The organism is Actinoallomurus bryophytorum, assembly GCF_006716425.1.
In the GTDB taxonomy this organism is placed as follows: domain Bacteria; phylum Actinomycetota; class Actinomycetes; order Streptosporangiales; family Streptosporangiaceae; genus Actinoallomurus; species Actinoallomurus bryophytorum.
The window spans coordinates 17,726-40,715 of the sequence record NZ_VFOZ01000002.1 but is presented as its reverse complement, the minus strand read 5'-3'; the positions used below and the strand labels follow the sequence as shown (position 1 = coordinate 40,715).

Sequence of the window (22,990 nt, the reverse complement as noted above, 5' to 3'; positions counted from 1 at the left end):
CCACGGCGATGGGCCGTAAGGTGGTCGTGACGGGAGCGGCGTCCGGCATCGGTTCGTCGGTTGCCGGGTTGCTCCGCCGGCGAGGTGACGAGGTCATCGGCGTCGACCTGCACGACGTCGAGGTGGTGGCGGACCTGTCCGCGCCCGAGGGCAGGCGCGCCGCGGCCGACGCCGTGCTGCGGCGGACCGGCGGTGTCGTGGACGCGGTCGTGGCCTGCGCGGGAACGGCGGCGCCGACGGAGGCGACCATCACGGTCAACTACTTCGGCGTGGTCGACCTGCTCGACGCGCTGAGGCCCGCCCTCGCACGTGCGGACCTGCCGCGCGCCGCGGTGATCTCCTCGATCGCCTCGATCCAGGTGACCGACGCGGCGGTGGTCGCGGCCTGTGCCGAATGGGACGAGGAACGGGCCGTGGCGCTCGCCGCCAAGGTGTCCGCCGACGGGCACGGGTACCGGCTCTACGGGTCCTCGAAGCTGGCCCTGGCCCGGTGGGTACGCCGTACGTGCCTCACCCCCGGCTGGGCCGGTACGGGGATCCCCCTGAACGCCGTCGCTCCCGGCGTCGTCGTCACCCCGATGACCGAATCCCTTCTCGCTACGGAGGAGGGCCGGGAGTTGGCGGATCGGGCCGTACCGATGCCGCTGAACGGGCACGCTCCGCCGGAGGCGGTCGCGCACACGCTGATCTGGCTGGTCGGCCCGGAGAACACCCATGTGACCGGACAGGTGGTCTTCGTCGACGGCGGCGCGGACGCGACCCTTCGCGGAGAGGACGCCTTCTGACACCGGGAGCCCTCGGTCCTGAGACGCGAGGTCAGCCCCAGTGGTCGCCCCAGCCCCACAGCTGGGGCGCCGGGACGGGCTCGTCGGTCCCGATCCCGAACCTGCCACGGAAGAAGATCATCGGACGGTCGTCATCGTCGGGCACGTCGATGGCGAGGACCCTGCCGATCACCACGTCGTGGTCGCCGGCGACGTGCACCTGGTGGACGGCGCAGTGCACGCGGAGCAGGACACCGTCGATGACCGGCGTACCCCACGGCGACTCGTGCCAGGTGAGCCCGTCGAACTTGCGGCCGGTACCGGATCCGAACCGGGCACAGACCTCGTCCTGCCGCTCCGCCAGGACACTGACGGTGAACCGGCCCGACTCGCGGATCCGCGGCCACGTACGGCCCCGGTGGTCGGCGCAGAAGAGGACGAGGGGTGGTTCGAGGGACACGCTCGCGAACGACTGGCAGGCGAAGCCGACGGGTTCGCCGTCGTCCAGGCCGGTGACGATGGTGACGCCGCTGGCGAAGGTGCCCATGGCGCGGCGCATCTCCTGGGGGGAGGGTCCCGGATGACCGGCATCCGCTTTCGGTGAAGTCGTCGTGACGTCCATCCCGCACCTCGGTCACCGTCGTCGTCCACGGAGCAACTCTCCTGTGCAACTCTCCTGTGAGCACGGTAGGCGCACGGCCACGGGCGGACCGATCTCATCCCGCCCAGCGAAACCCTTCTCCGGGCGGAGCAGGACGCCCGCTCCGCCCCGGGGCGGGATCTCGCTGGGCGGGATCGGCGTGCGCGGCCGGCGGTGACTCACTGGGAGACGGCGGCCTCTTCGGCCGCCGCGCCTGCCGGGCCGCGGCCGTCGCGTGGCGCCGAGTCCTCGAACGTCTCCTCGGCCATGGGGATCGTCCCCGACATGGCCGCCTGGGCGATCGACTCGCGCAGTCCGGCGCAGGTGAAGAAGTCCGCCTCGCGGATGCCCCCGGCGATCAGGGACGGGCGCCGCTCCGGGCACGTACGGGCGCCCGCCTCGTCCCACTGGACGCTGGTCTGCTGCCAGCTGGACTTGCGGACCTGAACCGTGGCATGACACCGCTGGCACTCCACCGGGGTCATCGGCAGGTCGGCGAGCCGGTTGTCGGTGTGGATCACGCGACCGGTGCCCTGCGCCTGGCCGCCTTCGCGGCGAGGTTGTCCTGCACCTGCTTCTCCCACATCTCGTTCGGCTTGGTGGTGTCGAGCTCGTACTCGAAGCGTTCGACCATCTCGGGCTCGATGTCGGCGACGTCGACGTAGAACTGCTCGTACCACCGCCGCAGCTGGTAGACCGGGCCGTCCTCCTCGCACAGCAGCGGGTTGTCGATGCGGGCCTTGTTCTTCCAGATCTGGACGTCCTGCTCGAAGCCCTTCTTGACGTAGGACGCCTGGGTGCCCGCGACCTCCATGGCGGCCTTCTCGTCGAGGCCGTCCTGCTTCTTCACGATGATGCCGTACTGCAGCACGAAGGAGTTCTCGTCGATCGGGTAGTGGCAGTTGATCAGCGTCGTACGCACGTCCATGGTGTCGTAGTTGTACGTCAACTCGTCGATCATGAACGACGGGCCGTAGTAGGCGGCCACCGACGTGTTGCCGAGCATCGTCGGGCTGCCCTCGGGAAGGCGGGGGCGTGCGTCCTCCCGTGCCTTCCCGTTCATGTACTGGGCCGCGACATGGCCCTCGAAGATGTTCTTGAAGTACGTCGGGAAGCTGAGGTGCACGTAGAAGAAGTGCGCCATGTCGGCGTTGTTGTCGACCACCTCGCGCACATTCGTCTCGACGAGGGTCTCGTACCAGAGCCAGTCGGTCCACTCGTCGTCCAGCGCGCCCTCGATCCTCGGCAGCGCCTCCTCCTCGCGTGGAGGGTTCCCCTCAGGGTCGTTCCAGACGAACAGCATGCCGTCCTGGTCGAGGGTGGGCCAGGCCGAGGTGCGCGCCCTCAGCGGGACCCGGCGCGCGTACGGGATCTGCTTGCACCGCCCGTCGCCGCCCCAGCGCCAGTCGTGGAACGGGCAGGCGATCTCGTTGCCCTTGATGGAGCCCTGGGACAGGTCGCCGCCCATGTGACGGCAGTACGCGTCCAGGACGTTGAGCTTCCCGTCGCCGCCCTGGAAGATCACGAGCTTCTGTCCGAACGCCTGGATGGAGTGCGGCTTTCCGTCGCGGAACTTCTCGGCCAGGCCAAGGCAGTGCCATCCACGGGCGAAACGTGTCGGCGCCGCCACGGCCTCGATCGCGCGGACTCCGCTCTCGGGGGCTGTGCTCACTGCTCGCTCCCGCTCCTCACTCGCTCCGCGGACGGCCTCGTTCCTCGGCCGGCCGCTCCGCTCGCTGCGGTGCTCACGCTCGTGGTCATGTGTCCGTCCTTTGGGCGCGGTCCCGGGCCATTCGCACGCTACGGGCGCGACGACCGGAGGCGGTCGCGGGTCCCACTGGCCGGGACCATCTCAGCCACGCGACCCGGTTCGAAAGCACCATCGGATGCCGACACTTCCCGGACGTTTCACGGAGCGGAGATCATGACCAACGAGGTCCTGGAGCGCGTGCGCCCGATGCTTCCCGGCATCGCCGGGCGTGCGGAGGCGACGGACGCGAAGGGCGCCGTCTCCGAGGAGACCATGGAGGAGCTCAAGGCGGCGGGCGTGCTGCGGATGCTGCAACCGGAGCGTTTCGGCGGCGGGGAGAGCCATCCGGTGCACTTCTACGAGGTCGTCCGGGCGATCTCCGGGGTCTGCGGTTCGACGGGATGGGTCGCCTCGGTGCTCGGCGTACACCCGTGGCAGATCGCGCTCTTCGACGAGCGGGCCCAGCAGGAGGTCTGGGGCGAGGACCCCGGCACGCTGGTCTCGTCCTCCTACGCGCCGGCCGGCCGGCTGGAGGTGGTCGACGGAGGGTACGAGCTGACCGGCCACTGGAGCTTCTCGTCCGGCTGCGGGCACGCGTCGTGGGCCCTGCTGGGTGGCCTGGTGGCCGGGACGGGGGACTTCGTCACGCTGCTCGTGCCCGCGGCGGACTACGCGATCAAGGAGGTGTGGGACGTCATCGGGCTGCGCGGCACCGCCAGTGACGACATCGTCGTCGACCGGGCGTTCGTCCCGTACCACCGCACCCTCCGCAATGACGAGCAGGCACACCTGCGGGGACCCGGCCAGAAGGTCAACACCGGGCCGCTGTACCGGATGCCGTTCGCCTCGATCTTCACCTCGGCCGTCACGGCACCCGTGATCGGGGCGGTCGCCGGCTGCTACGACGCGTACATCTCCGCGATGCGCGACCGGATCCGGCTCAGCCTCGGCGGCGGCCGCTTCTCCGAGGACCGGTTCGCCCACGTCGCCGTGGCACGTGCCGCCTCCGAGATCGACGCGGCGATCCTGCAGATGAACCGGAACGTGGCCGAGATCCATGACCACGCCGCCGGGGACGAGGAGATCCCGATGGAGCTGCGGCTGCGCGCCCGCCGGGACCAGGTCCGGGGGACCGAGCGTGCCCTCGCGGCCATCGACATCCTGTTCAAGACCGCGGGAGGCAACTCCCTGAAGCGCGGCAACCCGATCGAGCGTGCCTGGCGTGACGCCCACGCGGGCAGCGTCCACGTCGCGAACGACGTCGAGCGTGCCCTGGCCATGTACGGCCGTGGAGAGTTCGGTCTCGCGGTCGAGGACAACCTCGTCTAGGCGTGTTCCCGTGGCGTCGGCTCAGACCTCGGGAAGAGAGGGATCGGGCGTCCAGGGGTCCGGTGCGGTGATGGCCCAGCGTTCGTGGTCGCACCAGACGCCGTTGATGTAGAGGTAGGCGGGCGAAAGCCCTTCCTGGCGGAAGCCCAGACGCCGGACCAACGCCAGCGACGCCTTGTTCGCCGACTGGATGTTGGCCTCCAGCCGGTGGAGCCTGAGGTCGTCGAAGGCGTGCCGCAGGATCGCGGTGAGCCCTTCGGTCATGTACCCCTGTCCCGCGGACGGCGCGAAGGCGGCATAGCCGAGGGAGGCGCCCTGGTAGCGGCCACGGATGATCGAGTTGATGTTGATCGTGCCGGCGGCGGCGCCGGTGTCCAGGACACGGACCAGAAAGCCCAGGTTGGTGCCGTCGTCGAAGCGGCGCATCCAGGTCTTGAACTTCTCGGCGGTCGCGGGGAGCTGCATATATGGCCCGTACAGCTCGGCGCTGGCCTGCACGAGCGAGCAGAACTCGTCCTGGTCGGCGAGGGTTAGCGGGCGCAGTTCGACCCGCGACTTGATCTCGGACACGGACCAACGTTAGGGCCTGTCAGGGCGTGTCCCCATGTGATCACAGTCACTCGGGCACCTGTTCCTCGGGACGGACGGCGATCCGCGGAATCCCCTGGCCAACCCGCTCCACGCCGGCCTCACCGGGCTGCCCCGCCACGGCGCGCCCGCCGGAACCGCTCTAGGACCGGCCGTTCTTGTCGGCCATGCTTCTGGCGTCCAGGCCGGCGAGGGAGTCCGGGCCGGTCTCGGCGTTGTGCGCGTGGGCCGCGTGGTGCAGGCCGAAGACCGAGTCCATGCCGCTGCGCATCCCCATCAGGTCCTCGGCCTGGTTGACCGCCTTCTTGGTGAGTGCCAGGCCGAGCCGCGGCATGGCGCTGATCCGCTCCGCGATGCCCATGACCGTGGTCTCGAGGTCGCCGCGCGGCACGACCTGGTTGACCATGCCGAGCTCGCGGGCCCGCTCCGCGCCGAAGCGGTCGCCGGTGAAGAGGAACTCCTTGGCGGCACGGGGGTTCATCACCCACGGGTGCGCGAAGTACTCCACGCCGGGGATGCCCATGCGCACCACCGGGTCGGAGAAGAACGCGTCGTCGGAGGCGACGATGAAGTCGCACGACCAGGCCAGCATGAGCCCGCCCGCGATGCAGGCGCCCTGGACCATCGCGATCATCGGCTTGGGGATCTCACGCCAGCGGCGGCACATGCCGAGGTAGACCTCTGACTCGCGCGCGAACCGGGACTCGACTCCCTGCTTGTCGACGTGGTCCCAGTGGATCACCGCCTTGCGCTCGAAGGACTGGTCGATGTCGCGGCCCGGGGTGCCGATGTCGTGGCCGCCGCTGAAGTGCTTGCCGCTGCCGGCCAGGACGATCACCTTGACCTCGCCGTCGTCGACGGCACGGGTGAAGGCCGCGTCCAGGGCATAGGTCATCTTGGAGTTCTGGGCGTTGCCGTACTCCGGCCGGTTCATGGTCACCACCGCGACCGGACCGCGCCGTTCGTAGGTGACCACCTGCTGCTCAGGATCGGTCATACCTGCTCCTTACGGGGTGTGGCCTGCCGGAGGCCGCGCTTGAGGACCTTGCCGGACAGGTTCCGTGGCAGTTCGTCGATGAAGGCCACCTGACGCGGCACCTTGAAGTTCGCGAGTCGCTCCTCGCAGTGGGCGCGCACGTCGTCCTCGGTGAGGTCGCTGCCGGCGCGCCGGACGACGTACACCATGCCCACCTCACCGAGCCGCTCGTCGGGAACGCCGATGGCGGCGGACTCGACCACCCCGTCCAGGCGGGCCAGCACCTGCTCGATCTCCGCCGGGTAGACGTTGAAGCCGCCGGTGATGAACATGTCCTTGAGCCGGTCGGTGATGGTGAGATAGCCGCGGTCGTCGAGCCGGCCGATGTCCCCGGTGTGCAGCCAGCCGTCCCCGTCGATCGTCTCCGCGGTCGCCTCAGGGTCGTCGAGGTAGCCGAGCATCACGTTCTCGCCGCGCAGCAGCACCTCGCCCTCGACACCGGCAGGCTGGGGTTCGTTGCCGCCGGGCCTGCCGATCCGCAGCTCGTAGCTCTCCACCGCCCGCCCGACACTGCCGGCCACGAGCGCGGCGGGGTCACCGGGCCGGCACATCGTGGCGACCACCGCCTCCGTCAGCCCGTAGGCGGTCAGCACGAGGTCGAAGCCGAGCTCGGCCTGCATGCGTTCGACCAGGGCGACCGGAACGATGGTCGCGCCGGTCACGGCGAGCCGCAGGGAGCCCGTGTCCCGCTCGGCTCGGCCGGGCGCGTCGAGCAGGGCCTGGAAGATCGTCGGAGCGCCCGCGAGCAGCGTGACCCGCTCGTCGCGGATCAGCCGCAGCGTCCGGCGAAGGTCGAACACGGGCTGGGGGAGCATCGCCGCTCCGTGCAGCAGGCACACCAGGATGCCGGCCTTGTACCCGAAGCTGTGAAAGAACGGATTGACGATCAGGTACCGGTCGGCCGGGCCGACCCGGCCGTGCTCGGCCCATTCGCGGGCGGTCGTCACCGTCTGGCGGTGCGCGGAGCGTGCGCCCTTGCTCCGCCCCGTGGTCCCCGACGTGAACAGGATGTCCGCGACGTCGTCGGGGGAGACCGCGTCCGCGAGCGCCTCCACGGTCTCCAGGGGTACGCCGTCGGCGAGCGCGGCGAGCTCGGGGAAGGTGAGGGCGTCGTCCACGTCGCCGCTGCCCGGGTACGGGATCCGCACCACGGCCACCAGGTCGGGCAGGCCCGGGATCGGGAACCCGCCGCCCCCTTCGCCGGCCGCGGCCTTCCGCAGCTCGCCGAGCTGTCCTCGGCCGAGGAACCCGTCCGCGACGAACAGCGCCCTGGCCCGCGTACGCCGGGCGATGTCGACCACCTCGTGCCCGGTGTAGCGGCTGTTCAGCGGGACGAGCACCGCGCCGATGTAGGTGACCGCGAGGGCGGAACCCACCCACTGCCAGGAGTTCGGAGCCCAGATGCCGACCCGGTCGCCGGGCCCGATCCCGAGGGCGACGAGCGCGCGGGCGGTGGTCTGCACCTCACGGTGCAGTTCCGCGTACGACAGGGAGACCTCGCCGTCCAGCAGCGCCTGCGCGGCGGGACGGGCGTTCGCGGTGGCACGCAGGACGTCAGGCAGGGTGCGGGGATACGGGGTCGCCATCGTCAGTGACCGCCCACGCCGGCTCTGCCGGCCGCCAGGTCGAGCGCGATGTCCACGATCATGTCCTCCTGACCTCCGACCAGGCCACGCTTGCCGACCTCGAGGAGGATCCTGCGTACGTCGATGCCGTAGTGCTCGGCGGCGGTCTCCGCGTGCCGCAGGAAGCTGGAGTAGACGCCGGCGTACCCGAGCGTGAGCGTCTCCCGGTCGACCCGCACCGGCCGGTCCTGCAGGGGGCGGACGAGGTCGTCCGCGGCGTCCTGCAGGGCGAACACGTCACAGCCGTGCCGCCAGCCCTGCAGGTCGGCCACTGCCACGAACGGCTCGATCGGGCAGTTGCCGGCTCCGGCGCCGTGGCCGGCCAGCGACGCGTCCACGCGGGTGACGCCCTCTTCGACCGCGACCACCGAGTTCGCCACGGCGAGGGAGAGGTTCTGGTGCGCGTGGATGCCGATCTGGGTCGCGGGATCGAGCACGCCGCGGTAGGCGCGGATGCGGTCCCGTACGCCGTTCATGGTCAGCCGTCCGCCGGAGTCGGTGACGTAGACGCAGTGCGCGCCGTAGGACTCCATCAGCTTCGCCTGTTCGGCGAGCCGTTCGGGCGGGGCCATGTGGCTCATCATCAGGAAGCCCGAGACGTCCATGCCCAGCTCGCGCGCCTTGGCGATGTGCTGCGCGGAGACGTCGGCCTCGGTGCAGTGCGTGGCCACCCGTACCGACCGGACCCCCATCGCGTAGGCCTGCTCGAGCTCGGCGATCGTGCCGATCCCGGGGAGCAGCAGCGTGGTGATGACGGCCTTCTCGACGTTCCCCGCGACCGCCTCGACCCATTCCCAGTCGGTATTGCTGCCCGGGCCGTAGTTGAGGCTGCCGCCGGCGAGCCCGTCGCCGTGCGCGACCTCGATCGCGTCGACGCCGGCGCGGTCGAGGGCGGCCGCGATCCGCGCCACGTCGTCCGGGCTGATCCGGTGCCGGATCGCGTGCATCCCGTCCCGAAGTGTCACGTCCTGGATGTAGAGCCTGGTTGTTCCCCCGGTTCCCTTGGTCACAGGGCCACCTCCGTGCGTGCGTCGCGGGCGATGGTCTCGGCGGTGCGCAGCGCGGCCGAGGTCATGATGTCGAGGTTCCCCGCATACGCCGGGAGGTAGTGCGCGGCCCCCTCGACCTCGAGGAACACCGTCACCTTGGTGGTCACCGGCCCGGCGCCATCGGGCAGCAGCGTGTGCACCGGCTCGCCGTCGGCGATCGGGGTGAACTGCACCTCCTGTTTGAGCCGGTAGCCGGGGACGTACTCCTGTACGCGGGCGACCATCTCCGCGACCGAGGCGCGGATCGCCTCGTGGTCGGCGGTCCCGATCAGGCAGAACACCGTGTCGCGCATGATGAGCGGTGGCTCCGCCGGGTTGAGGACGATCACCGCCTTGCCGCGGCCGGCGCCGCCGACCGCCGCGATCGCGGCCGCGGTGGTCTCGGTGAACTCATCGATGTTCGCCCGGGTGCCGGGGCCGGCCGACTTCGAGGCGATCGAGGCGACGATCTCGGCGTAGGGCACCGGGGTGACGCGCGAGACCGCGTACACCATCGGGATCGTCGCCTGGCCCCCGCAGGTGACCATGTTGACGTTCCGGGGACCCGCGCGAAGCTGCTCTTCGAGGTTGACCGGTGGCACGACGTAGGGCCCGATCGCCGCCGGGGTGAGGTCGACGAGCCGCTTGCCGTACGGGGCCAGGCGCGCCGCGTTCGCGATGTGGGCCTTCGCGGAGGTCGCGTCGAAGACGATGTCGATGTCCTCGAACCCGTCCATCGCGATCAGCCCGTCCGCCCCGTCCGCGGTCACCGCCACGTTCATCCGTGCCGCGCGGGCGAGCCCCTCGGAGTCGGGGTCGATGCCGGCCATCGCGGCCATTTCGAGAGTCTCCGAGAGCCTGATCACCTTGATCATCAGGTCGGTGCCGATGTTGCCCGATCCGATGATCGCCACCTTGGTCCTGCCGGTCCTGCTCATCTTCGGTCCCTCTGCCTGGAGTGAGTCGCCCTGAACGCCGACGCGCGCCCTGCTCGCGTCGGCGAGTCGCGGGCCTCGCGGGATCGGCGCAACGACAGCCTGACCCAGCGCGGGAAAGCCGCGCGTGCGGAGTTCCACTCACCGGGATCGCGGGGGGCGGGGCTCGGCCCGTACGGGTGTGGCCGGTCAGGACCCGGGGTCAGGTCCTGGCCGCCGGCGGCGCCTTGATCGACATCGGCCGGTCGTAGGCCGTTACGGTGAGCCTGATGTTCTGGTCGGATGTGATCACGAACTTCCGGACCTGTTGCCGGTCGTCGGTCCAGATCTCGAAAGCGTCCTTGCTCCAGTAGATAGGGGCCGCGGGGATCGGGAGCGCTGGTGTCCCTGACCTTCCTCCGTTCAGCGACCTGCAGCCCCAGAAACGCTCCGGAGAAATGGTGCGTGGAGCCGTTCTCGTTCAGGTCGGTGCCAAGTGTTTTGAAATCCTTGGACGCCGCCGCGAAGAACCTCACATTGGCGAGCGAATCGATCTCGATGATCTTCTTCGAGACCTCGTCGGGTGAGCCGGGCGCCGCGTTGCCGCCCGGCGGTCGCAACGCGACCTTGGTCCACTTCGTGTCGCCGAACGCCGTGGACATCTTGTAGCCGTCACCGCCGACGGCGATCACCGATTCCGACCCGTCCCGCGCCGACGCGGCGTACGGGGTTCGTTGGATCGCGAAACGTCCCTGGCGAGGGGGCAGCCCTTTGGTCTCCCACACGTAGGTCCCCGTGACGGTACGCGCGTGTTCTGTCGCGGCCACGGCATCCGTGAGCGGCTTCGGTGACCCGTCGGACACGGTGTGACCGGGTGCGGGGTGACCGGGCGCGTGTTCCTGTCCGCCCCCGCAGGCCGTCAATAAAAGCGTGACCGAAAGTGTGGCGAAGGCCCGTGCGCCCCGTCCGGCCATGACATTCCCGCCTTTCCGGCCGCCTCTTTTCCAATGGAGAGTCGGCGGCGTATCCGAGTCGATCTCATTGATGGGAATCGCGGCTCATCCCCGGCCCGATTCCTTTGAAAGGATGGCGGGTGACCCTAACGGGATCTTGTAGGGTTCCGCCATGGGCTGGATGCGGGACACAACGGCGCGATGGTTGCGGATCATGGCCGCCACGGGTGATGGAACCACCCCGCTGGATGAGGGGGTGAACCTCATCGGCGAGGTCGCCGGCACGTTCGGGCCGGGAGACAAGCCGAAAAGGTTCCGCAAGCCGAAACGAGAAGATTCCGTCGTCACCACGGCGGAAATGGTGACGGTCCTGAGCCGCCACCTGGTCACCGGTGTCCAGGCGAGCGATTATCTGCTCGTCCGCCTCGCCGCGGCGACCGGGCAGAGCCGGGAACAGATTCTGGACGAGCTGTCCGCGGAACTCACGCGTTGGCTGAACACCGAGCAACTCGCCATCCTGCGGCTGGAGGTCGAGAGCGGATGCCTCGCGCTCAACGGCGCGGAGAATCCCACCTACTCCGGTCTGGGCCAACGCGTCGAGCAGGTGCTCAGCATGGCCCTCTCGGAGGCCGAGGAACTGGTCGCGGCGGCCAGAGCAGAGGCCACGAAGATCGTCGCGGAGGCCGAACAGCGGCCCTGCCCGCGATGCGGCCAAACCTGAGCCGCCCAGCCCCCGACGCCACCGACCGCGCGCCGTACCGGAGCTAGCCGGGCGCCTACCGGCTTCGGCAAACCGCTTTCTCTACCCCCAGAACGGGCGAGTACACATCTTTCAGCCTCTGATCCTCCTTTCTGGTTGATCTTGCGTGACGACTCCCGATAGCGTTCCCCCGCCCTCCGGTGTGCGGTGGGGCGGGGCACTTGCCGGCAGCGGTGGATCATCGAGGACGTGAACCCACGATGGGTTTTTTCAGCAAGGTTTTCGGTCGCGAGAAGACGCGGACCAAGGCACGTGTGAAGAAGGTGGAGCGCGAGCACCCGAAGGTGGCGAAGGCCGCCACGAAGGTGAAGCGGAAGGTCGACCACGCCGCCGAGCACGCATCGGACCTGAAGGCCGGAATCGTCACCGCCGCCCACCAGCAGGCGCTGACGCTGCACATGCTGACCCACATTCCCCGGCATCATCCGCGGGAGAACGACCCGCACTACCACCTTTTCGAGCAGGCCAAGTCCCGGCTGAAGCGACAGGGTCTGTGGAAGTGCATCATCGACGACGACCTTTGTGAGGGTCAGCCCGAACTCCACCACACCCACGTCGAGTTCTCCCAGATCAACCAGGTGGACCCGAAGGTCATCGAAAGGCACCTCGGCCTGCATTTCGAGACCGACGAGGACTTCCAGGTGTGGGTCGAGTCCCCGGGCAACCTCGAGGTGCTCTGCGAGAACCACCACCGCGCGCACTACGGCATCCACGTGATCCCGGGCCCGCTCTGGGAGGCCGTCCGCTACCGCAAGAAGGGCAGCGAGGCGGCGGCGGAGTTCATCTCCAACGCCGATGCCAAGGCCGCCGAGAAGGCCGGCAAGAAGACCACCGAGGCAGCGGCCGCCACGGAGGACTGAGGCGTCTCGGTCGCCGGCGGTCAGAACGAGGCCGGCGGCCCTGTCCGGATCCATCAGCCGGTCGGCGAGCGTCGAGGGCCGGGCGTGACCGGCGGCGAAACGGGCCGCGACCTCCTCGAGCCCGCGACGGGCACGAGGCGGTGAAGGCTGGCTCAGCCGGTGCGCCGCAGCCCGTACGGGTAGTCGTGGAGACGCTCGGCGCCGTGGTCCCTGACGAGCAGCAGTTCCCCGGTCTGTACGCCCGCGCTCAGGTCGCGGGTGACGACGTTGGGCTGGACGACCACCGTCATGCCCGCCGCCAGGACCACGTCCGGTGTGGGGCCGGGAGGCCGGCCCGGGCCGTCGATGACCGGAGGCAGGTAACCGCCGCCGAAGCCGTGCACGAGGTCGTCGATCGCCGTGAACCCGGCCGCCTCGATGACGGCCCCGGCCGCCGCGAGCTCCCTGGCGTGCGTGCCGGGCCGCAATCGTGTGCGGAGCGTCTCGAACGCCTCCTCGGCGACCTCGTGCAGCCGCGCGTACCGCGGGGTCGGAGGGGCCCCGACCGTGAAGGTCCGCAGCAGCTGCCCTGAGTACTCTGGTGCGACGGCGACACTGATCTCGCAGGTCACGACGTCACGCTCGCGGATACCCCGGGCGGTCGGCCACTGGGCCGGTACCCCCACCGAGGGGTTGTCCATCCCGGTGACGCCGAGGTAGTGGATATGGTGCATCCCGCCCGCCGCGACATAGGTGTGCTCCATCTCGGCGACGAGCTCGTGCTCGGTCACTCCCTCACGGAGGGCGCGTTCGAGCGAGCCGACCGTGGCGTCGGTGAGCGCGGCGGCCTTGCGCAGGGCCGCCACCTCCTCCTCCGACTTCACCAGGCGCATCGCGGTGTAGGCCGGGTTGAGATCGACCACCTCGGCGACCTGGTCGGTCAGCGTCCGGTAGTGCCCGAACGGCAGTGGGCCGGCCACCCCGACGCGAGCGGGGTGCCCGCCCGCGGAGGCGAGCCGCTCCAGCGCGGTCGTCATCGCGTTCCGGCCGATCCAGTCGACCGGCACCAGCGACAGCCTCCGGGCCTGCGGCACGTGGTTGTAGAAGTTCACCAGGAGTACGTCGTCGGCCTCCGCGGGGCCGACGACCAGCAGCGCCTCACGGGTGACCGGCCACCCGGTGAGCCAGGACACCGCGCTGCCGGAGCGGTTCGCACCGTAGACGAGGGCATGGGACAGGTCGCGGCGGGCCAGCTCGGCACGGAAGTCGTCTCGGCGACGGTGCATCTCGGCCGCGGAGAACAACGGTTCGGGGCGTGGGTCATCAGTCACATAAGGCATGGTCGGGGACGATGCACTCGTTTGCAATGGGTCCATGACGTCAACCGTCCGCCCGAGCGTGACCAGGGACAGCTGGCCGGTACGCCGGAGACCGGTTCTGCCGGGCCGCCGCCGTGAGCCCGCGAGGACGTCCCGGTGCCCCGTGCCGCCGGTCGTGGCGTGGCCGGTGCAGCCTGGACAGGTCCCGCCTGACGACCGTGTTCCGGTCACCGACACACCGGGTCGCGGGCGATGCCGTTCAGCGCGTACGCCCCGTCATTCCGCAGTGGCACGGCTCGCCACCGCTCCTGAGGGCGCTTCGAGCGACGTGACAAGTCCCTGAGGCCACGCCCGTGGGGGCCGGAGCCGCTCGCATCGGGACTCCGGGGTCGCCCCCCGGGCCGGCGCTGTGCATCATGGGACGCATGACCGGTGGTGCCATGACCGTACCGACGTGGGAGGCGATGACCGGGGAACAGCGCGGTCGCTGGGAGGAGCTGCTCGACGGCGTGGCCGCGTTGCTGCCGTCCGGGGCGGTGTGCGCGGTGGTCGACGGCGGCCCGTACCCCGCCGTGGTCGCCGACCGGCTCGCCGCCCGGCTGGGTGGCCGCGGGCGCCCGTGTACGCGCGTCGGCGGCGCTTCTTCCCTCACGGCCGAGCGGACCCCCGGCACCGTCACGCTCGCAGACGGGCCCGAGTGGCACGCACGCCCCCCGGCGGGTGGCTGGGACGTGGTGATCTGGCTGCGTCCGCGGCGTGCCGCCGACGAGGAGGCCGAGCGCGACGCGGACATCGTGATCGACCTGCACGACCCGGCGTGGCCCGTGATCCGTCAGGTGACCGGGCGGCTGGCTGGACGCGGTGAGTGGTACATCGCCGAGAGCCGGGCCTTCTTCGGGCCTCGCGCCGAGACCTGGGACACCCGGTTCGGCGACGACATGCCCGCCTACGCCGCCGCGGTCGGCGAGGCCGGGATCCCGTGCGGCGCGACCGCCCTCGACGCGGGCTGTGGCACCGGCCGCGCCCTGCCCGCGCTGCGAGCCGCCGTCGGCCCGGCCGGCACCGTGCTCGGCGTGGACATCACGCCGCAGATGCTCGGCGTCGCCGCGGCGACCGGCCGTGCGGAGGACGCCGTCCTCCTCCTGGCCGACGCCCGTCACCTGCCATTCGCCGACGCCGCCGTCGACGCGGTCTTCGCCGCCGGGCTGGTGCCCCACCTGCTCGACCCCGCCGCGGGCCTGGCCGGCCTGGCTCGTGTCACCAGGACCGGCGGCAGGCTGATCATCTTTCATCCCACGGGCCGGGCGCCGCTGGCCGCCCGCCACGGCCGGACCCTCCGCCCCGACGAACCCCTCGCCGAGGCCACGCTCGGTCCGCTCCTGGCCGGCGCGGGCTGGCGTCTGGACGCCTACGACGACCCGGCCGACCGTTTCCTCGCCCTGGCGACCCGCTGCTAGCAGCGGACCGTCTCAGCCGTGGTTCGGCTGCAGTTCGGGCTCGGCGAGCGGCACCGGGTCGCCGTCCGGGGGGTCGACCGACAGGTGGGGGAGCCGCCGGTCCAGCCACCTGGGCAGCCACCAGTTGGCCGCACCGAACAGGTGCATCACCGACGGGACCAGGACCGTCCGCAGGATGAAGGCGTCCAGGGCGACGGCGGCGGCGAGCCCGATGCCGAACTCGGCGATGACCCGCTGACCGCCGAAGACGAAGGCGATGAAGACGGCGATCATGATCGTGGCCGCGGCGGTGATGACCCGGCCGGTCTGCGCCTGGCCGACGTTGACCGCACGCGCGTTGTCCCGGGTGTGCACCCACTCCTCGTGCATCCGGCTGACCAGGAACACCTGGTAGTCCATTGACAGGCCGAACAGCACGGAGAGCATGATCACGGGCAGGAACGCCTCGACCGGGCCGGCGGCGCCCAGGCCGATCAGCTCCGAACCCCAGCCCCACTGGAAGAACGCCACGATCACGCCGAACGACGCCCCTGCCGCCAGCACGTTCATCACCGCGGCGGTGGCGGGCACCAGCAGGCTGCGGAACGCGATGAGCAGCAGGATGAAGCCGAGGGTGATGATCACGCCGAGGAACAGCGGCAGCTTGCCGGTCAGCACGCCGGCGAAGTCGACGAAGATCGCGGTCGCACCTCCGACGTACACCTTCATGGTGCTGCCGCGTTCCGCCGCGGGCACGACGTCATGGCGCAGCCGGTCGATCAGGTCGGCGGTCTGTTTCGACTGCGGGGAGGTGGTCGGGATCACCTGGACGATGCCGATCTTGGAGCCGGGCGGCATCGGCGGTGCCGCGACGCTGGCCACTCCCTTGAGGTGGCCGACCTCGTCGACCAGCCGGCCGAGGGCCTGCTGGTCCGCCGGGGCGGGTGTCTGGGCGACGAGCTGGAGCGGGCCGTTGAAGCCGGGCCCGAAGCCGGTGGCGAGCAGGTCGTACGCCTGCCGGGTCGTGGTCGAGGACGGGTCGTTGCCCGCGTCGGAGGAGCCGAGGCGCAGGGAGAACACCGGCAGGGTCAGTACGCCGATGAGCACGATCGCGACGGTGGACAGCAGTCCGGGCCGGCGCTGGACCACGCTCGCCCAGCGCTGCCACACACCGCCGCCGCTCGGGGTCCCCGCCGCCGTCAGGCGACGTTCGCGGCGGCTCAGCGTGCGCATCCCGAGGAAGCCGAGCAGGGCCGGCAGCAGGGTGATCGCGGCCAGTACGGTGGCCACGACCGTGGTGGCCGACGCGATGGCCAGGCCGTTCAGGAAGCTCATGCCGAGCACGAGCATGCCCAGCAGCGCGATCACGACGGTGGCGCCGGCGAACAGCACCGCCCGTCCGGACGTGTCGATCGCCTTGACCACCGATTCCTCGACGGTCATGCCCGCCCGCAGACCGGAGCGGTGTCTCGTGACGATGAACAGGGCGTAGTCGATGCCGACGCCCAGGCCGATGAGGGCGCCCAGGATCGGGCCGATCTGGCCGATGTCCAGGGCGTGCGTGAGCAGGCCCACGGTCAGGAGTCCCGTGCCGACACCGGCGATCGCGGTCAGGATCGGCAGCAGCATGGCGAACAGGGAGCCGAACGCGAGGAACAGCACGATCGCGGCCGCCAGCACGCCGACCGCCTCACTGCTGGAGGGCGGGGTGCGTTCGGTCTGGCTGATGGAGTTGCCGCCGAGCTCGACCCGTAGCCCCGCCGTACGTGCCTGTTCCGCGGTGTCGACCACCCGCTGGATGTCGCCCTTCGGCAGCTTGTTCCCCAGCTGGTCGAACGAGATCTGCGCGTAGGCGGTGCGGCCGTCCTTGCTGATCTGGCGGGCACCGCGCGCGGTGTACGGGCTGGTCACCGACGTCACGGACGGCAACTTGGCGACCTTGCCGAGGGTGGCGGTCATGCGCTGCTGGACGGCCGGGTCCTTTACCGTGCTTCCCTCGCCCGTCTGCCAGACCACCGTGGCGCTGTCACCGGACTGGGCCGGCAGGGACTTCTGCAGCAGCTGCAGGGCCTTGGTCGACTCCGTGCCGGGCAGGGAGAAGTTGTCGCTGTAGGCCGAGCCGACGGCCTTGGATGCGACGCCCAGTCCGGCGACGGCGACCAGCCACAGAAGTACCACGATGAGCCGATGCCGATAGCACCAGCGCGCGAGCGCGGACAAGTTGAAACCCCCAGATATCGGTTACGTCTAAGCATGGTGGTTCTAGCGGACGGGATCCGTCCGCCTGGCGAAGGGTCTTGCGCTACCGCGTGCGCAGTAGTCCCGCGGCCCGGCTACTGCGAGGACCGCCCGGCGGGGCGCACCAGTCCGGTCTCGTAGGCGATGATCACGAGCTGGGCCCGGTCGTGCGCGCCGAGCTTGGTCATGGCGCGGTTCACGTGGGTCTTGGCGGTGAAGGGACTGATCCGCAGCCGATCGGCGATGTCGTCGTTGGTGAGTCCCGCCGCCACCATGATCATCACATCGCGTTCCCGTTCGGTCAGCTCGGTCAGGCGCTCCTCGGCCCCGGCGGCGATCTCCGTGGTGGTGTCGAGGAACCGGCCGATGAGCCCACGCGTCGCCGCCGGTGAGAGCAGGGCGTCACCGCGGGCCACGACACGGATGGCGTCCTGCAGCTCCACCGCCTCGACCCCCTTGCCGAGGAACCCGCTGGCACCGGCCCGCAGTGCCGCGAAGACGTATTCGTCGATCTCGAACGTCGTGAGCACGAGGACACGTACGGCGGCCAGGGTCTCGTCGGCGGTGATCTGCCGGGTGGCGACCAGCCCGTCCATGTCGGGCATCCGTATGTCCATCAGCACGACGTCCGGTCTCGTGTCGCGTGCCAGCGCCACGACCTCCTGGCCGTTCGCGGCCTCTCCGACCACCTCGAGATCGGGGGCGGAGTTCACCAGCACGCGGAAGCCCGCGCGTACCAGTGACTGGTCATCGGCCAGCGCCACCCGGATCGTCACGCGGTGCCCGTCGTGGCCGACGGCACGGCGCCGGGAGGCGCGAGCGCAGGGAGGACCGCCGTGACCCGGAACCCGCGGCCGGCCTCGTGGCGTGCGGTGAAGGCCCCGCCGACCGACAGCGCGCGTTCACGCATCCCGAGCAGCCCGTGGCCGGTCCCCGCCGTGTCCTGAGGCGCGCTCGTCCCGCTGTCGGTGACCTCGAGACGGAACTCACCGGGCAGATAGGTGAGGCGCACGACGGCGGTGGCCTCGGGTGCGTGCTTGCGTACGTTCGTCAGCGCCTCCTGGACGATGCGGTACGCGGTGAGGTCGACGGTGGCGGGGAGCTCGCGCGCGTCGCCCTCGACCTGCCGGTCGACGCGGAGACCGGTGGCGGTGAAGGAGGCGATCAGCTGGGGGAGCCGGTCCAGTCCGGGCACGGGTTCGGGAGCCGTCTGCGGCGTGGCGGGGTCCGGCCGGGCGTTCGGCCGTCGGAGCAGCCCGACGGTGGTGCGCAGCTCCTCCAGCGCCGACCGCCCGGCCTGCCGGATGTGGGCCAGGGCCTCACGTGCCTGCGAGGGATCGGTCTCCAGGACGTGCGCGGCGACTCCCGCCTGCACGTTGATCAGCGCGACGTGGTGGGCGAGCACGTCGTGCAGCTCCCGCGCGATGCGCAGGCGTTCTTCCATGACGCGGCGCTCCGCCTCCTCCTCACGGGTCCGCTCGGCGCGGTGCGCGCGCTCCTCGACCGCCGTGACATAGGCCCGCCGGCTGCGTACGGCGTCGCCCACCGCCGCCGCCAGCCCCGTCTGGGCCACGACGCTCACGATCACCGGGCTGAGCCAGTAGTGGTCGCCGAACACCATTCCGGCGGTGGCCAGGAGCAGGGCGGTCCAGGTCGCCACCGTCACGGTGGTCCGCCGGGAGCTGTCCAGGGCGACCGTGTACATCGCGACCATGATCACCAGCATCAGCGGGCCGCGGAGACCGCCGAGCGCAAGGTACAGAGCCGTCCCTGCCGTGGTGAACGCCAGCACCCCCCGCGGCCACCGCCGCCGGAAGACGAGCGCACCGGAGATCAGCGCGCCGACGATCGTCCGCTGCGCGTCCAGCGGCCCGGTGTCGTACCCGTGCGACATCGAGGACGCCATGAGGGCCAGGGCATAGACGGTGACGGCGAGAACGCCGTCCGAGACGAGCGGATGCCGCCGGGCGGCCTGCCTCACCTCGGTCAGACGGCTCACCCCTCCACGGTAGTCGGCGGCCCGTCATGCGCCGTTGCCCCAGGGGACGAGAGTCCGGCTACTGCGTCCGCAGTATCACGGGCGGCGTGGCCACGGAGAAAGTCCTCGACGACGTTCGCGCACAGCGCCTCGTCGAGGGGTTCGGAGGTGATGAGACGCCGGTACACGAACGGCCCCAGCAGCTCGGCGAGTGCCAGTTCGACGTCCACGGGCGGCAGCGCGCCGCCCTCGACGGCCTCGCGGAGCACGGCACGCAGGGGCGCCTGCCGGTCGGCCACGAACCGTGCCGTCGCCGCCGCGATCTCGGGCTCGCGGCGTGCCGCCTCCAGCAGGGCGGGGATCGCGTGGGCCCACGGCTCGACCGACATCTGGCGGGCGAGTTCGCCGAGGGAGGACGTCAGCCGCTGGGCGAGCGTGCCGTCGACCGCGATCGGCGGAACGGGGGGCGGCAGCAGATGCCGCAGCCCGGCCAGGACGAGCTCCTGGCGGGTCGGCCAGTGCCGGTAGACCGTGGCACGCGCCACTCCGGAACGCGCCATCACGGCCTCGACGGTGACCCCCCGTACCCCCTTTTCGACCAGCAGGTACGCCACCGCGTCCAGGACTCGCGCTCGGCTGCGTACCACCCGCGGGTCGGTCTCACCGCTCGTAGAGGTCATAACAAGACGATATCATCTCGTAACAAGACAGGATTGTCTCGTTAACAGCGGGCCGTGCGGGCACGGCTCACCCGGCACCAGCGGGGGACGGCCGGTCAGGCTCCGGGTCACGGACGGCGGATGCGGTAGCGCATGTGCGTGACATGCTGCGCGAGATCCTCGACCTGCGGAGTGGTCAACCGGCGGACCGGGTCCAGCTCGATGTGCTCGGCGGGCAGATGGTCGAACAGCCTTCGTCCCCGCCCGAGCAGGACCGGTACGACGTGCAGCTCCAGTTCGTCGAGCTGCCCTGCCCGCAGCAGCGCCTGCGCCGCCCCGGCACCGTGCACCATCACGTCGCCGTCTCCGGCTGCCGCGCGGGCCTGTGAGGCACACTCTCGTACGTCGGTGACGTAACGGACGCTGCCCGGCGGCGGGTCGTCCGGGACGTCGTGGGTCAGGACGAAGACCGGGACGCCGTTGTGGTGGTCGCCCTGCCAGCGGCCGGCGTGCTCGTAGGTGCGGCGGCCGGAGATGACGGCGCGGGTGGCCATCACCTCGGCGTAGACCTGTCCGCTCGGTCCCGGGTCATTGCGCCGGTCGAGCCAGTTGAAAAGGCGGAACCCGCCGATGCCCATCGGGGTGTCCAGGCCGTCCTGCGGCCCGGTGACGTAACCGTCCAGGGACATGGTCATGTACAGCCGGATGAGTGCCATCGTCTCAGCCCGCCGTCCTCACGCGGTAGCGCAGGTGCGCCACGCCCGGCCCGTCCACGGCACGGAGCAGTTCGAGCTCGACGTGGTCGGGTGGCATGTCCGCGAAGAGCGGTTCGCCCTGTCCGAGCAGGACCGGGATCAGGTGAATCTGTAGTTCGTCCAGGACGCCTGCGGCAAGTGCCAGCCGAGCGGTGCGGGCTCCATGGACCAGTACGTCCTTGTCGCCGGCCGCGCCGGCCGCGTCCTTGGCCATGTTCATCGCGGCCGTGACGTCGCCTACATAGGTGACCCCCGGCCATGGTGGCTGGGGATCGGGCCGATGGCGGCTCAGGACGAAGATCGGCACGCCATCGTGGTGGTCGCCGTCCCAGCCGCCGGCGAGCTCGAACGTCCGCCGGCCGACGACGACCGCCCCGGTGGCCATGGCCTCGTCCATGACGTCACGGTTCACGCCCGCCAGGTGGCCGCCCCTTCTCTGCTCTGCGTCGGCGTCCGGCAGAAACCACTCATGCAACCGCTGTCCTTTGTCACCGAGCCCGTTGCCCGCCGCCACGTTCGGCCCGGCGATGAACCCGTCCACCGACATCGACATGTACAGCACGGTCTTACTCATGTTTCCCGTCCTTCCGGTACGTGCGAAGGGGGCTCCCCTTTGCGGTCCGCCCTGCCGGGCGGACACTGATGTGTGCGCTGCCCAGCATGCGAGATCGTGGAGCCGGGTTGTATCCCAGATTTCTGGGGTGATGCCGGAGGCCGCCATAAGATCCCGATTGTGGTCACCGCATCGGCGGCGCATGCGCGCGTCCGCGACGAGATCCTCAGGCTGGTTCACCGGGGGTTGCCCGTGCCGGAGTTCGCGCGGGCCGTCGGCGACGCCTTGGCACGGGCCGTGCCCGCCGAGGGCACCTGCCTGATGACGATCGACCCGGCGACCATGCTCCCGACCGCGGAGTTCGTGGAGAACGGCCTGCCCGCGGCGGAGCTGCTCCGGCTCGTGGAGATCGAGGTGCGCGAGCCGGACTTCAACAAGTGGGCACAGCTCGCCCGTGCCGGTCGCCCGGCCGGCAGCCTGAGCGACGCCACCGCCGGTGATCTCGACCGTAGCCTGCGTCAGCGGGAGATCCGCCGCCCCGGCGGATTCTCCGATGAACTGCGGGTGGTGCTCGCCGACAGCACCGGGACCTGGGGGCAGCTGACCGTGTTCCGTGAGGCAGGGCGCCCGCACTTCTCCCCGGCCGAGGTGGAGCTCGTATCGTCGATCGCCGGCGTGATCGCCGACGGACTACGGCGCGGCCTGTTACTCGGTGGCGCGCAGGCCGGTGACGGCGACGCCGGTCTGCTGGTCCTCGACGCCGATGACGGCGTGCGCATGTCCAACAGGGCGGCGGATCACCTGCTGGACGAGCTGGGCACCGGCGGCAGAGAGGGCGCTCGGCTGCCACTGGTGATCTCCTCTGTCGCCCGCCAGGCCCGTTCGGTCTGCGGCGCCGCAACGGGTGCGGCACCCGCGCCGGCCCGTACCCGACCGGCCAAGGCACGGGCGCGCACCCGGGCCGGCCGGTGGCTGACCATCCGAGGCTCGCTGCTGAACGACGGTCCGGAATCGCAGGTCGCGGTGATGCTGGAAGCCGCTCGCCCCGCCGAGATGGCGCCCCTGATGGTCGATGCCTACGGCTTCACCGACAGCGAGCGCCGGGTCACCGAACTGGTGGCCAAGGGCCTGTCCACCAAGCAGATCGCCGCCCGGCTGCACGTGTCGTCGTACACCGTTCAGGACCACTTGAAGTCGGTCTTCGCCAAGTCGGGCAGCGGTTCACGCGGCGACCTGATCGCCCGGCTGTTCCTCGATCATTACGCCGTCTCCTTGACGTCGGGAATCGCCGCGGACATGTGATGAAGGATCCGGGCGCCCCGATCCCGCGCGCCCTAGGGGCCGAGGAGGCCGGACGATGCGAGCACCCTCTCCACGGTGATCTCGATGACCACCCGGTGCGGGTTCTCGCGCGGCTTCCGGTAGCGCTCGGCGTAGCGGGCCACCGCATCGGCCACCCGCGCCGGGTCGTCGCTGACCGCGCTCGTCCCCTCCAGGGTGAGCCAGCGGCGGCCGTCGACCTGGCACAGCGCGACGCGCCCTCCCGCGGTGGCGATACGGGCCTTGATGCTCGACCCGTCGGTGATCACCCGGGCTAGCTCTCTTTCGGCGTCCCAGGTGAAGCCGACCGGCACCACGTGCGGTGAGCCGTCCGGCCGTATCGAGGTGAGCGTCGCGAGATGGCGTTCCCGCAGGAACTCCAGCGCGTCCGCGCCCAGCCGCCGCGGGAGTGTGGCCACGCCGACACCCTAGTGCCGGCCGGCCCCCCGCCGGCGGACGCGTGCGGCGCGTCCCCGGTACGCATGCGCCGCCACGCTCAGGGGGCC

23 protein-coding genes are annotated in these 22,990 nt (G+C 70.7%); 6 read left to right on the top strand and 17 right to left on the bottom strand.

Annotated features, from left to right (window positions below; translation table 11 throughout):
• Positions 1 to 8 precede the first annotated feature (8 nt).
• Positions 9 to 785 carry an SDR family oxidoreductase gene (locus FB559_RS36380; protein ID WP_141962182.1) on the top strand — a complete coding sequence of 259 codons (777 nt, stop codon included), beginning with the start codon at positions 9 to 11 and terminating at the stop codon, positions 783 to 785.
• 31 nt (positions 786 to 816) lie between these two features.
• Here the strand turns inward: FB559_RS36380 and FB559_RS36375 are convergent, their stop codons facing one another.
• The 3 genes from FB559_RS36375 to FB559_RS36365 form a co-directional block, all read right to left on the bottom strand.
• Positions 817 to 1,311: a flavin reductase family protein gene (locus FB559_RS36375; protein WP_141962181.1), complete on the bottom strand. Its 495-nt coding sequence runs from the start codon at positions 1,309 to 1,311 to the stop codon at positions 817 to 819.
• A 272-nt stretch (positions 1,312 to 1,583) separates the two neighbouring features.
• On the bottom strand, positions 1,584 to 1,925 hold the full coding sequence (locus tag FB559_RS36370) for a hypothetical protein (RefSeq protein WP_221640599.1): 342 nt from the start codon (positions 1,923 to 1,925) through the stop codon (positions 1,584 to 1,586).
• Positions 1,922 to 3,076 (bottom strand): 3-ketosteroid-9-alpha-monooxygenase, oxygenase component, encoded by a 1,155-nt coding sequence (locus FB559_RS36365; RefSeq protein WP_141962180.1) that lies wholly within the window; start codon positions 3,074 to 3,076, stop codon positions 1,922 to 1,924. Before FB559_RS36365 ends, FB559_RS36370 begins: the two co-directional genes overlap by 4 nt.
• Before the next feature lie 252 nt (positions 3,077 to 3,328).
• On the opposite strand from FB559_RS36365, the gene hsaA reads away from it, so the two are divergent.
• Positions 3,329 to 4,483 (top strand): 3-hydroxy-9,10-secoandrosta-1,3,5(10)-triene-9,17-dione monooxygenase oxygenase subunit, encoded by a 1,155-nt coding sequence (hsaA, locus tag FB559_RS36360; RefSeq protein WP_141962179.1) that lies wholly within the window; start codon positions 3,329 to 3,331, stop codon positions 4,481 to 4,483.
• A gap of 21 nt (positions 4,484 to 4,504) precedes the next feature.
• On the opposite strand, the gene FB559_RS36355 is transcribed toward hsaA, so the two are convergent.
• The 6 genes from FB559_RS36355 to FB559_RS36330 form a co-directional block, all read right to left on the bottom strand.
• Entirely contained in the window at positions 4,505 to 5,053 is a 549-nt protein-coding gene (locus FB559_RS36355) for a GNAT family N-acetyltransferase (RefSeq protein WP_246122708.1), read from the bottom strand.
• A gap of 160 nt (positions 5,054 to 5,213) precedes the next feature.
• Entirely contained in the window at positions 5,214 to 6,068 is an 855-nt protein-coding gene (locus FB559_RS36350) for an enoyl-CoA hydratase (RefSeq protein ID WP_141962178.1), read from the bottom strand.
• The gene (locus tag FB559_RS36345; protein WP_141962177.1) at positions 6,065 to 7,693 is read right to left on the bottom strand and encodes a FadD3 family acyl-CoA ligase; all 1,629 of its coding nucleotides are present in this window, start codon (positions 7,691 to 7,693) and stop codon (positions 6,065 to 6,067) included. Before FB559_RS36345 ends, FB559_RS36350 begins: the two co-directional genes overlap by 4 nt.
• Before the next feature lie 2 nt (positions 7,694 to 7,695).
• Positions 7,696 to 8,742: a 4-hydroxy-2-oxovalerate aldolase gene (gene dmpG / locus FB559_RS36340; RefSeq protein ID WP_246122706.1), complete on the bottom strand. Its 1,047-nt coding sequence runs from the start codon at positions 8,740 to 8,742 to the stop codon at positions 7,696 to 7,698.
• Entirely contained in the window at positions 8,739 to 9,698 is a 960-nt protein-coding gene (locus FB559_RS36335) for an acetaldehyde dehydrogenase (acetylating) (protein ID WP_141962176.1), read from the bottom strand. The genes dmpG and FB559_RS36335 overlap by 4 nt, the downstream gene beginning before the upstream one ends.
• On the bottom strand, positions 9,695 to 10,648 hold the full coding sequence (locus FB559_RS36330; RefSeq protein WP_141962175.1) for a hypothetical protein: 954 nt from the start codon (positions 10,646 to 10,648) through the stop codon (positions 9,695 to 9,697). The genes FB559_RS36335 and FB559_RS36330 overlap by 4 nt, the downstream gene beginning before the upstream one ends.
• A 151-nt stretch (positions 10,649 to 10,799) precedes the next feature.
• Between FB559_RS36330 and FB559_RS36325 the strand changes: the two genes are divergently transcribed.
• Positions 10,800 to 11,348 (top strand): hypothetical protein, encoded by a 549-nt coding sequence (locus tag FB559_RS36325; protein ID WP_141962174.1) that lies wholly within the window; start codon positions 10,800 to 10,802, stop codon positions 11,346 to 11,348.
• A gap of 239 nt (positions 11,349 to 11,587) precedes the next feature.
• Positions 11,588 to 12,247, top strand: a complete 660-nt coding sequence (locus FB559_RS36320) for a hypothetical protein (protein WP_141962173.1) — start codon at positions 11,588 to 11,590, stop codon at positions 12,245 to 12,247.
• Positions 12,248 to 12,399: 152 nt separating this feature from the next.
• On the opposite strand, the gene FB559_RS36315 is transcribed toward FB559_RS36320, so the two are convergent.
• A complete protein-coding gene (locus tag FB559_RS36315) occupies positions 12,400 to 13,557 on the bottom strand; it encodes a M24 family metallopeptidase (protein WP_185792642.1) in 1,158 nt (385 codons plus the stop codon).
• 413 nt (positions 13,558 to 13,970) lie between these two features.
• Between FB559_RS36315 and FB559_RS36310 the strand changes: the two genes are divergently transcribed.
• Positions 13,971 to 15,002: a methyltransferase domain-containing protein gene (locus FB559_RS36310; RefSeq protein WP_221640598.1), complete on the top strand. Its 1,032-nt coding sequence runs from the start codon at positions 13,971 to 13,973 to the stop codon at positions 15,000 to 15,002.
• A gap of 12 nt (positions 15,003 to 15,014) precedes the next feature.
• Here the strand turns inward: FB559_RS36310 and FB559_RS36305 are convergent, their stop codons facing one another.
• The 6 genes from FB559_RS36305 to FB559_RS36280 form a co-directional block, all read right to left on the bottom strand.
• On the bottom strand, positions 15,015 to 17,159 hold the full coding sequence (locus tag FB559_RS36305; RefSeq protein WP_221640597.1) for an MMPL family transporter: 2,145 nt from the start codon (positions 17,157 to 17,159) through the stop codon (positions 15,015 to 15,017).
• A 155-nt stretch (positions 17,160 to 17,314) separates the two neighbouring features.
• Positions 17,315 to 17,995: a response regulator transcription factor gene (locus FB559_RS36300; RefSeq protein ID WP_141962170.1), complete on the bottom strand. Its 681-nt coding sequence runs from the start codon at positions 17,993 to 17,995 to the stop codon at positions 17,315 to 17,317.
• Positions 17,992 to 19,218, bottom strand: coding sequence for a sensor histidine kinase (locus FB559_RS36295; RefSeq protein WP_141962169.1), 1,227 nt, complete (start codon positions 19,216 to 19,218; stop codon positions 17,992 to 17,994). The genes FB559_RS36300 and FB559_RS36295 overlap by 4 nt, the downstream gene beginning before the upstream one ends.
• The gene (locus FB559_RS36290) at positions 19,215 to 19,877 is read right to left on the bottom strand and encodes a TetR/AcrR family transcriptional regulator (protein WP_141962168.1); all 663 of its coding nucleotides are present in this window, start codon (positions 19,875 to 19,877) and stop codon (positions 19,215 to 19,217) included. The genes FB559_RS36295 and FB559_RS36290 overlap by 4 nt, the downstream gene beginning before the upstream one ends.
• Before the next feature lie 107 nt (positions 19,878 to 19,984).
• Positions 19,985 to 20,572, bottom strand: a complete 588-nt coding sequence (locus FB559_RS36285) for a dihydrofolate reductase family protein (protein ID WP_141962167.1) — start codon at positions 20,570 to 20,572, stop codon at positions 19,985 to 19,987.
• A 4-nt stretch (positions 20,573 to 20,576) separates the two neighbouring features.
• Complete coding sequence (locus FB559_RS36280; RefSeq protein WP_141962166.1) at positions 20,577 to 21,185, bottom strand: dihydrofolate reductase family protein; 609 nt, start codon at positions 21,183 to 21,185, stop codon at positions 20,577 to 20,579.
• A 159-nt stretch (positions 21,186 to 21,344) separates the two neighbouring features.
• Here FB559_RS36280 and FB559_RS45900 point away from each other — a divergent pair, with 159 nt between their 5' ends.
• Positions 21,345 to 22,466: a helix-turn-helix transcriptional regulator gene (locus tag FB559_RS45900; RefSeq protein ID WP_141962165.1), complete on the top strand. Its 1,122-nt coding sequence runs from the start codon at positions 21,345 to 21,347 to the stop codon at positions 22,464 to 22,466.
• Positions 22,467 to 22,498: 32 nt separating this feature from the next.
• On the opposite strand, the gene FB559_RS36270 is transcribed toward FB559_RS45900, so the two are convergent.
• Positions 22,499 to 22,903: a pyridoxamine 5'-phosphate oxidase family protein gene (locus tag FB559_RS36270; RefSeq protein WP_141962164.1), complete on the bottom strand. Its 405-nt coding sequence runs from the start codon at positions 22,901 to 22,903 to the stop codon at positions 22,499 to 22,501.
• Positions 22,904 to 22,990: the final 87 nt, after the last annotated feature.

Bases quoted from the DNA above. Each gene is read 5' to 3' on its own strand.
- FB559_RS36380 (WP_141962182.1), top strand. From the start codon at position 9: ATGGGCCGTAAGGTGGTCGTGACGGGAGCGGCGTCCGGCATCGGTTCG.
- FB559_RS36375 (WP_141962181.1), bottom strand. From the start codon at position 1,311: ATGGGCACCTTCGCCAGCGGCGTCACCATCGTCACCGGCCTGGACGAC.
- hsaA (WP_141962179.1), top strand. From the start codon at position 3,329: ATGACCAACGAGGTCCTGGAGCGCGTGCGCCCGATGCTTCCCGGCATC.
- FB559_RS36350 (WP_141962178.1), bottom strand. From the start codon at position 6,068: ATGACCGATCCTGAGCAGCAGGTGGTCACCTACGAACGGCGCGGTCCG.
- FB559_RS36345 (WP_141962177.1), bottom strand. From the start codon at position 7,693: ATGGCGACCCCGTATCCCCGCACCCTGCCTGACGTCCTGCGTGCCACC.
- FB559_RS36335 (WP_141962176.1), bottom strand. From the start codon at position 9,698: ATGAGCAGGACCGGCAGGACCAAGGTGGCGATCATCGGATCGGGCAAC.
- FB559_RS36330 (WP_141962175.1), bottom strand. From the start codon at position 10,648: ATGGCCGGACGGGGCGCACGGGCCTTCGCCACACTTTCGGTCACGCTT.
- FB559_RS36325 (WP_141962174.1), top strand. From the start codon at position 10,800: ATGGGCTGGATGCGGGACACAACGGCGCGATGGTTGCGGATCATGGCC.
- FB559_RS36320 (WP_141962173.1), top strand. From the start codon at position 11,588: ATGGGTTTTTTCAGCAAGGTTTTCGGTCGCGAGAAGACGCGGACCAAG.
- FB559_RS36310 (WP_221640598.1), top strand. From the start codon at position 13,971: ATGACCGGTGGTGCCATGACCGTACCGACGTGGGAGGCGATGACCGGG.
- FB559_RS36290 (WP_141962168.1), bottom strand. From the start codon at position 19,877: ATGACCTCTACGAGCGGTGAGACCGACCCGCGGGTGGTACGCAGCCGA.
- FB559_RS36285 (WP_141962167.1), bottom strand. From the start codon at position 20,572: ATGGCACTCATCCGGCTGTACATGACCATGTCCCTGGACGGTTACGTC.
- FB559_RS36280 (WP_141962166.1), bottom strand. From the start codon at position 21,185: ATGAGTAAGACCGTGCTGTACATGTCGATGTCGGTGGACGGGTTCATC.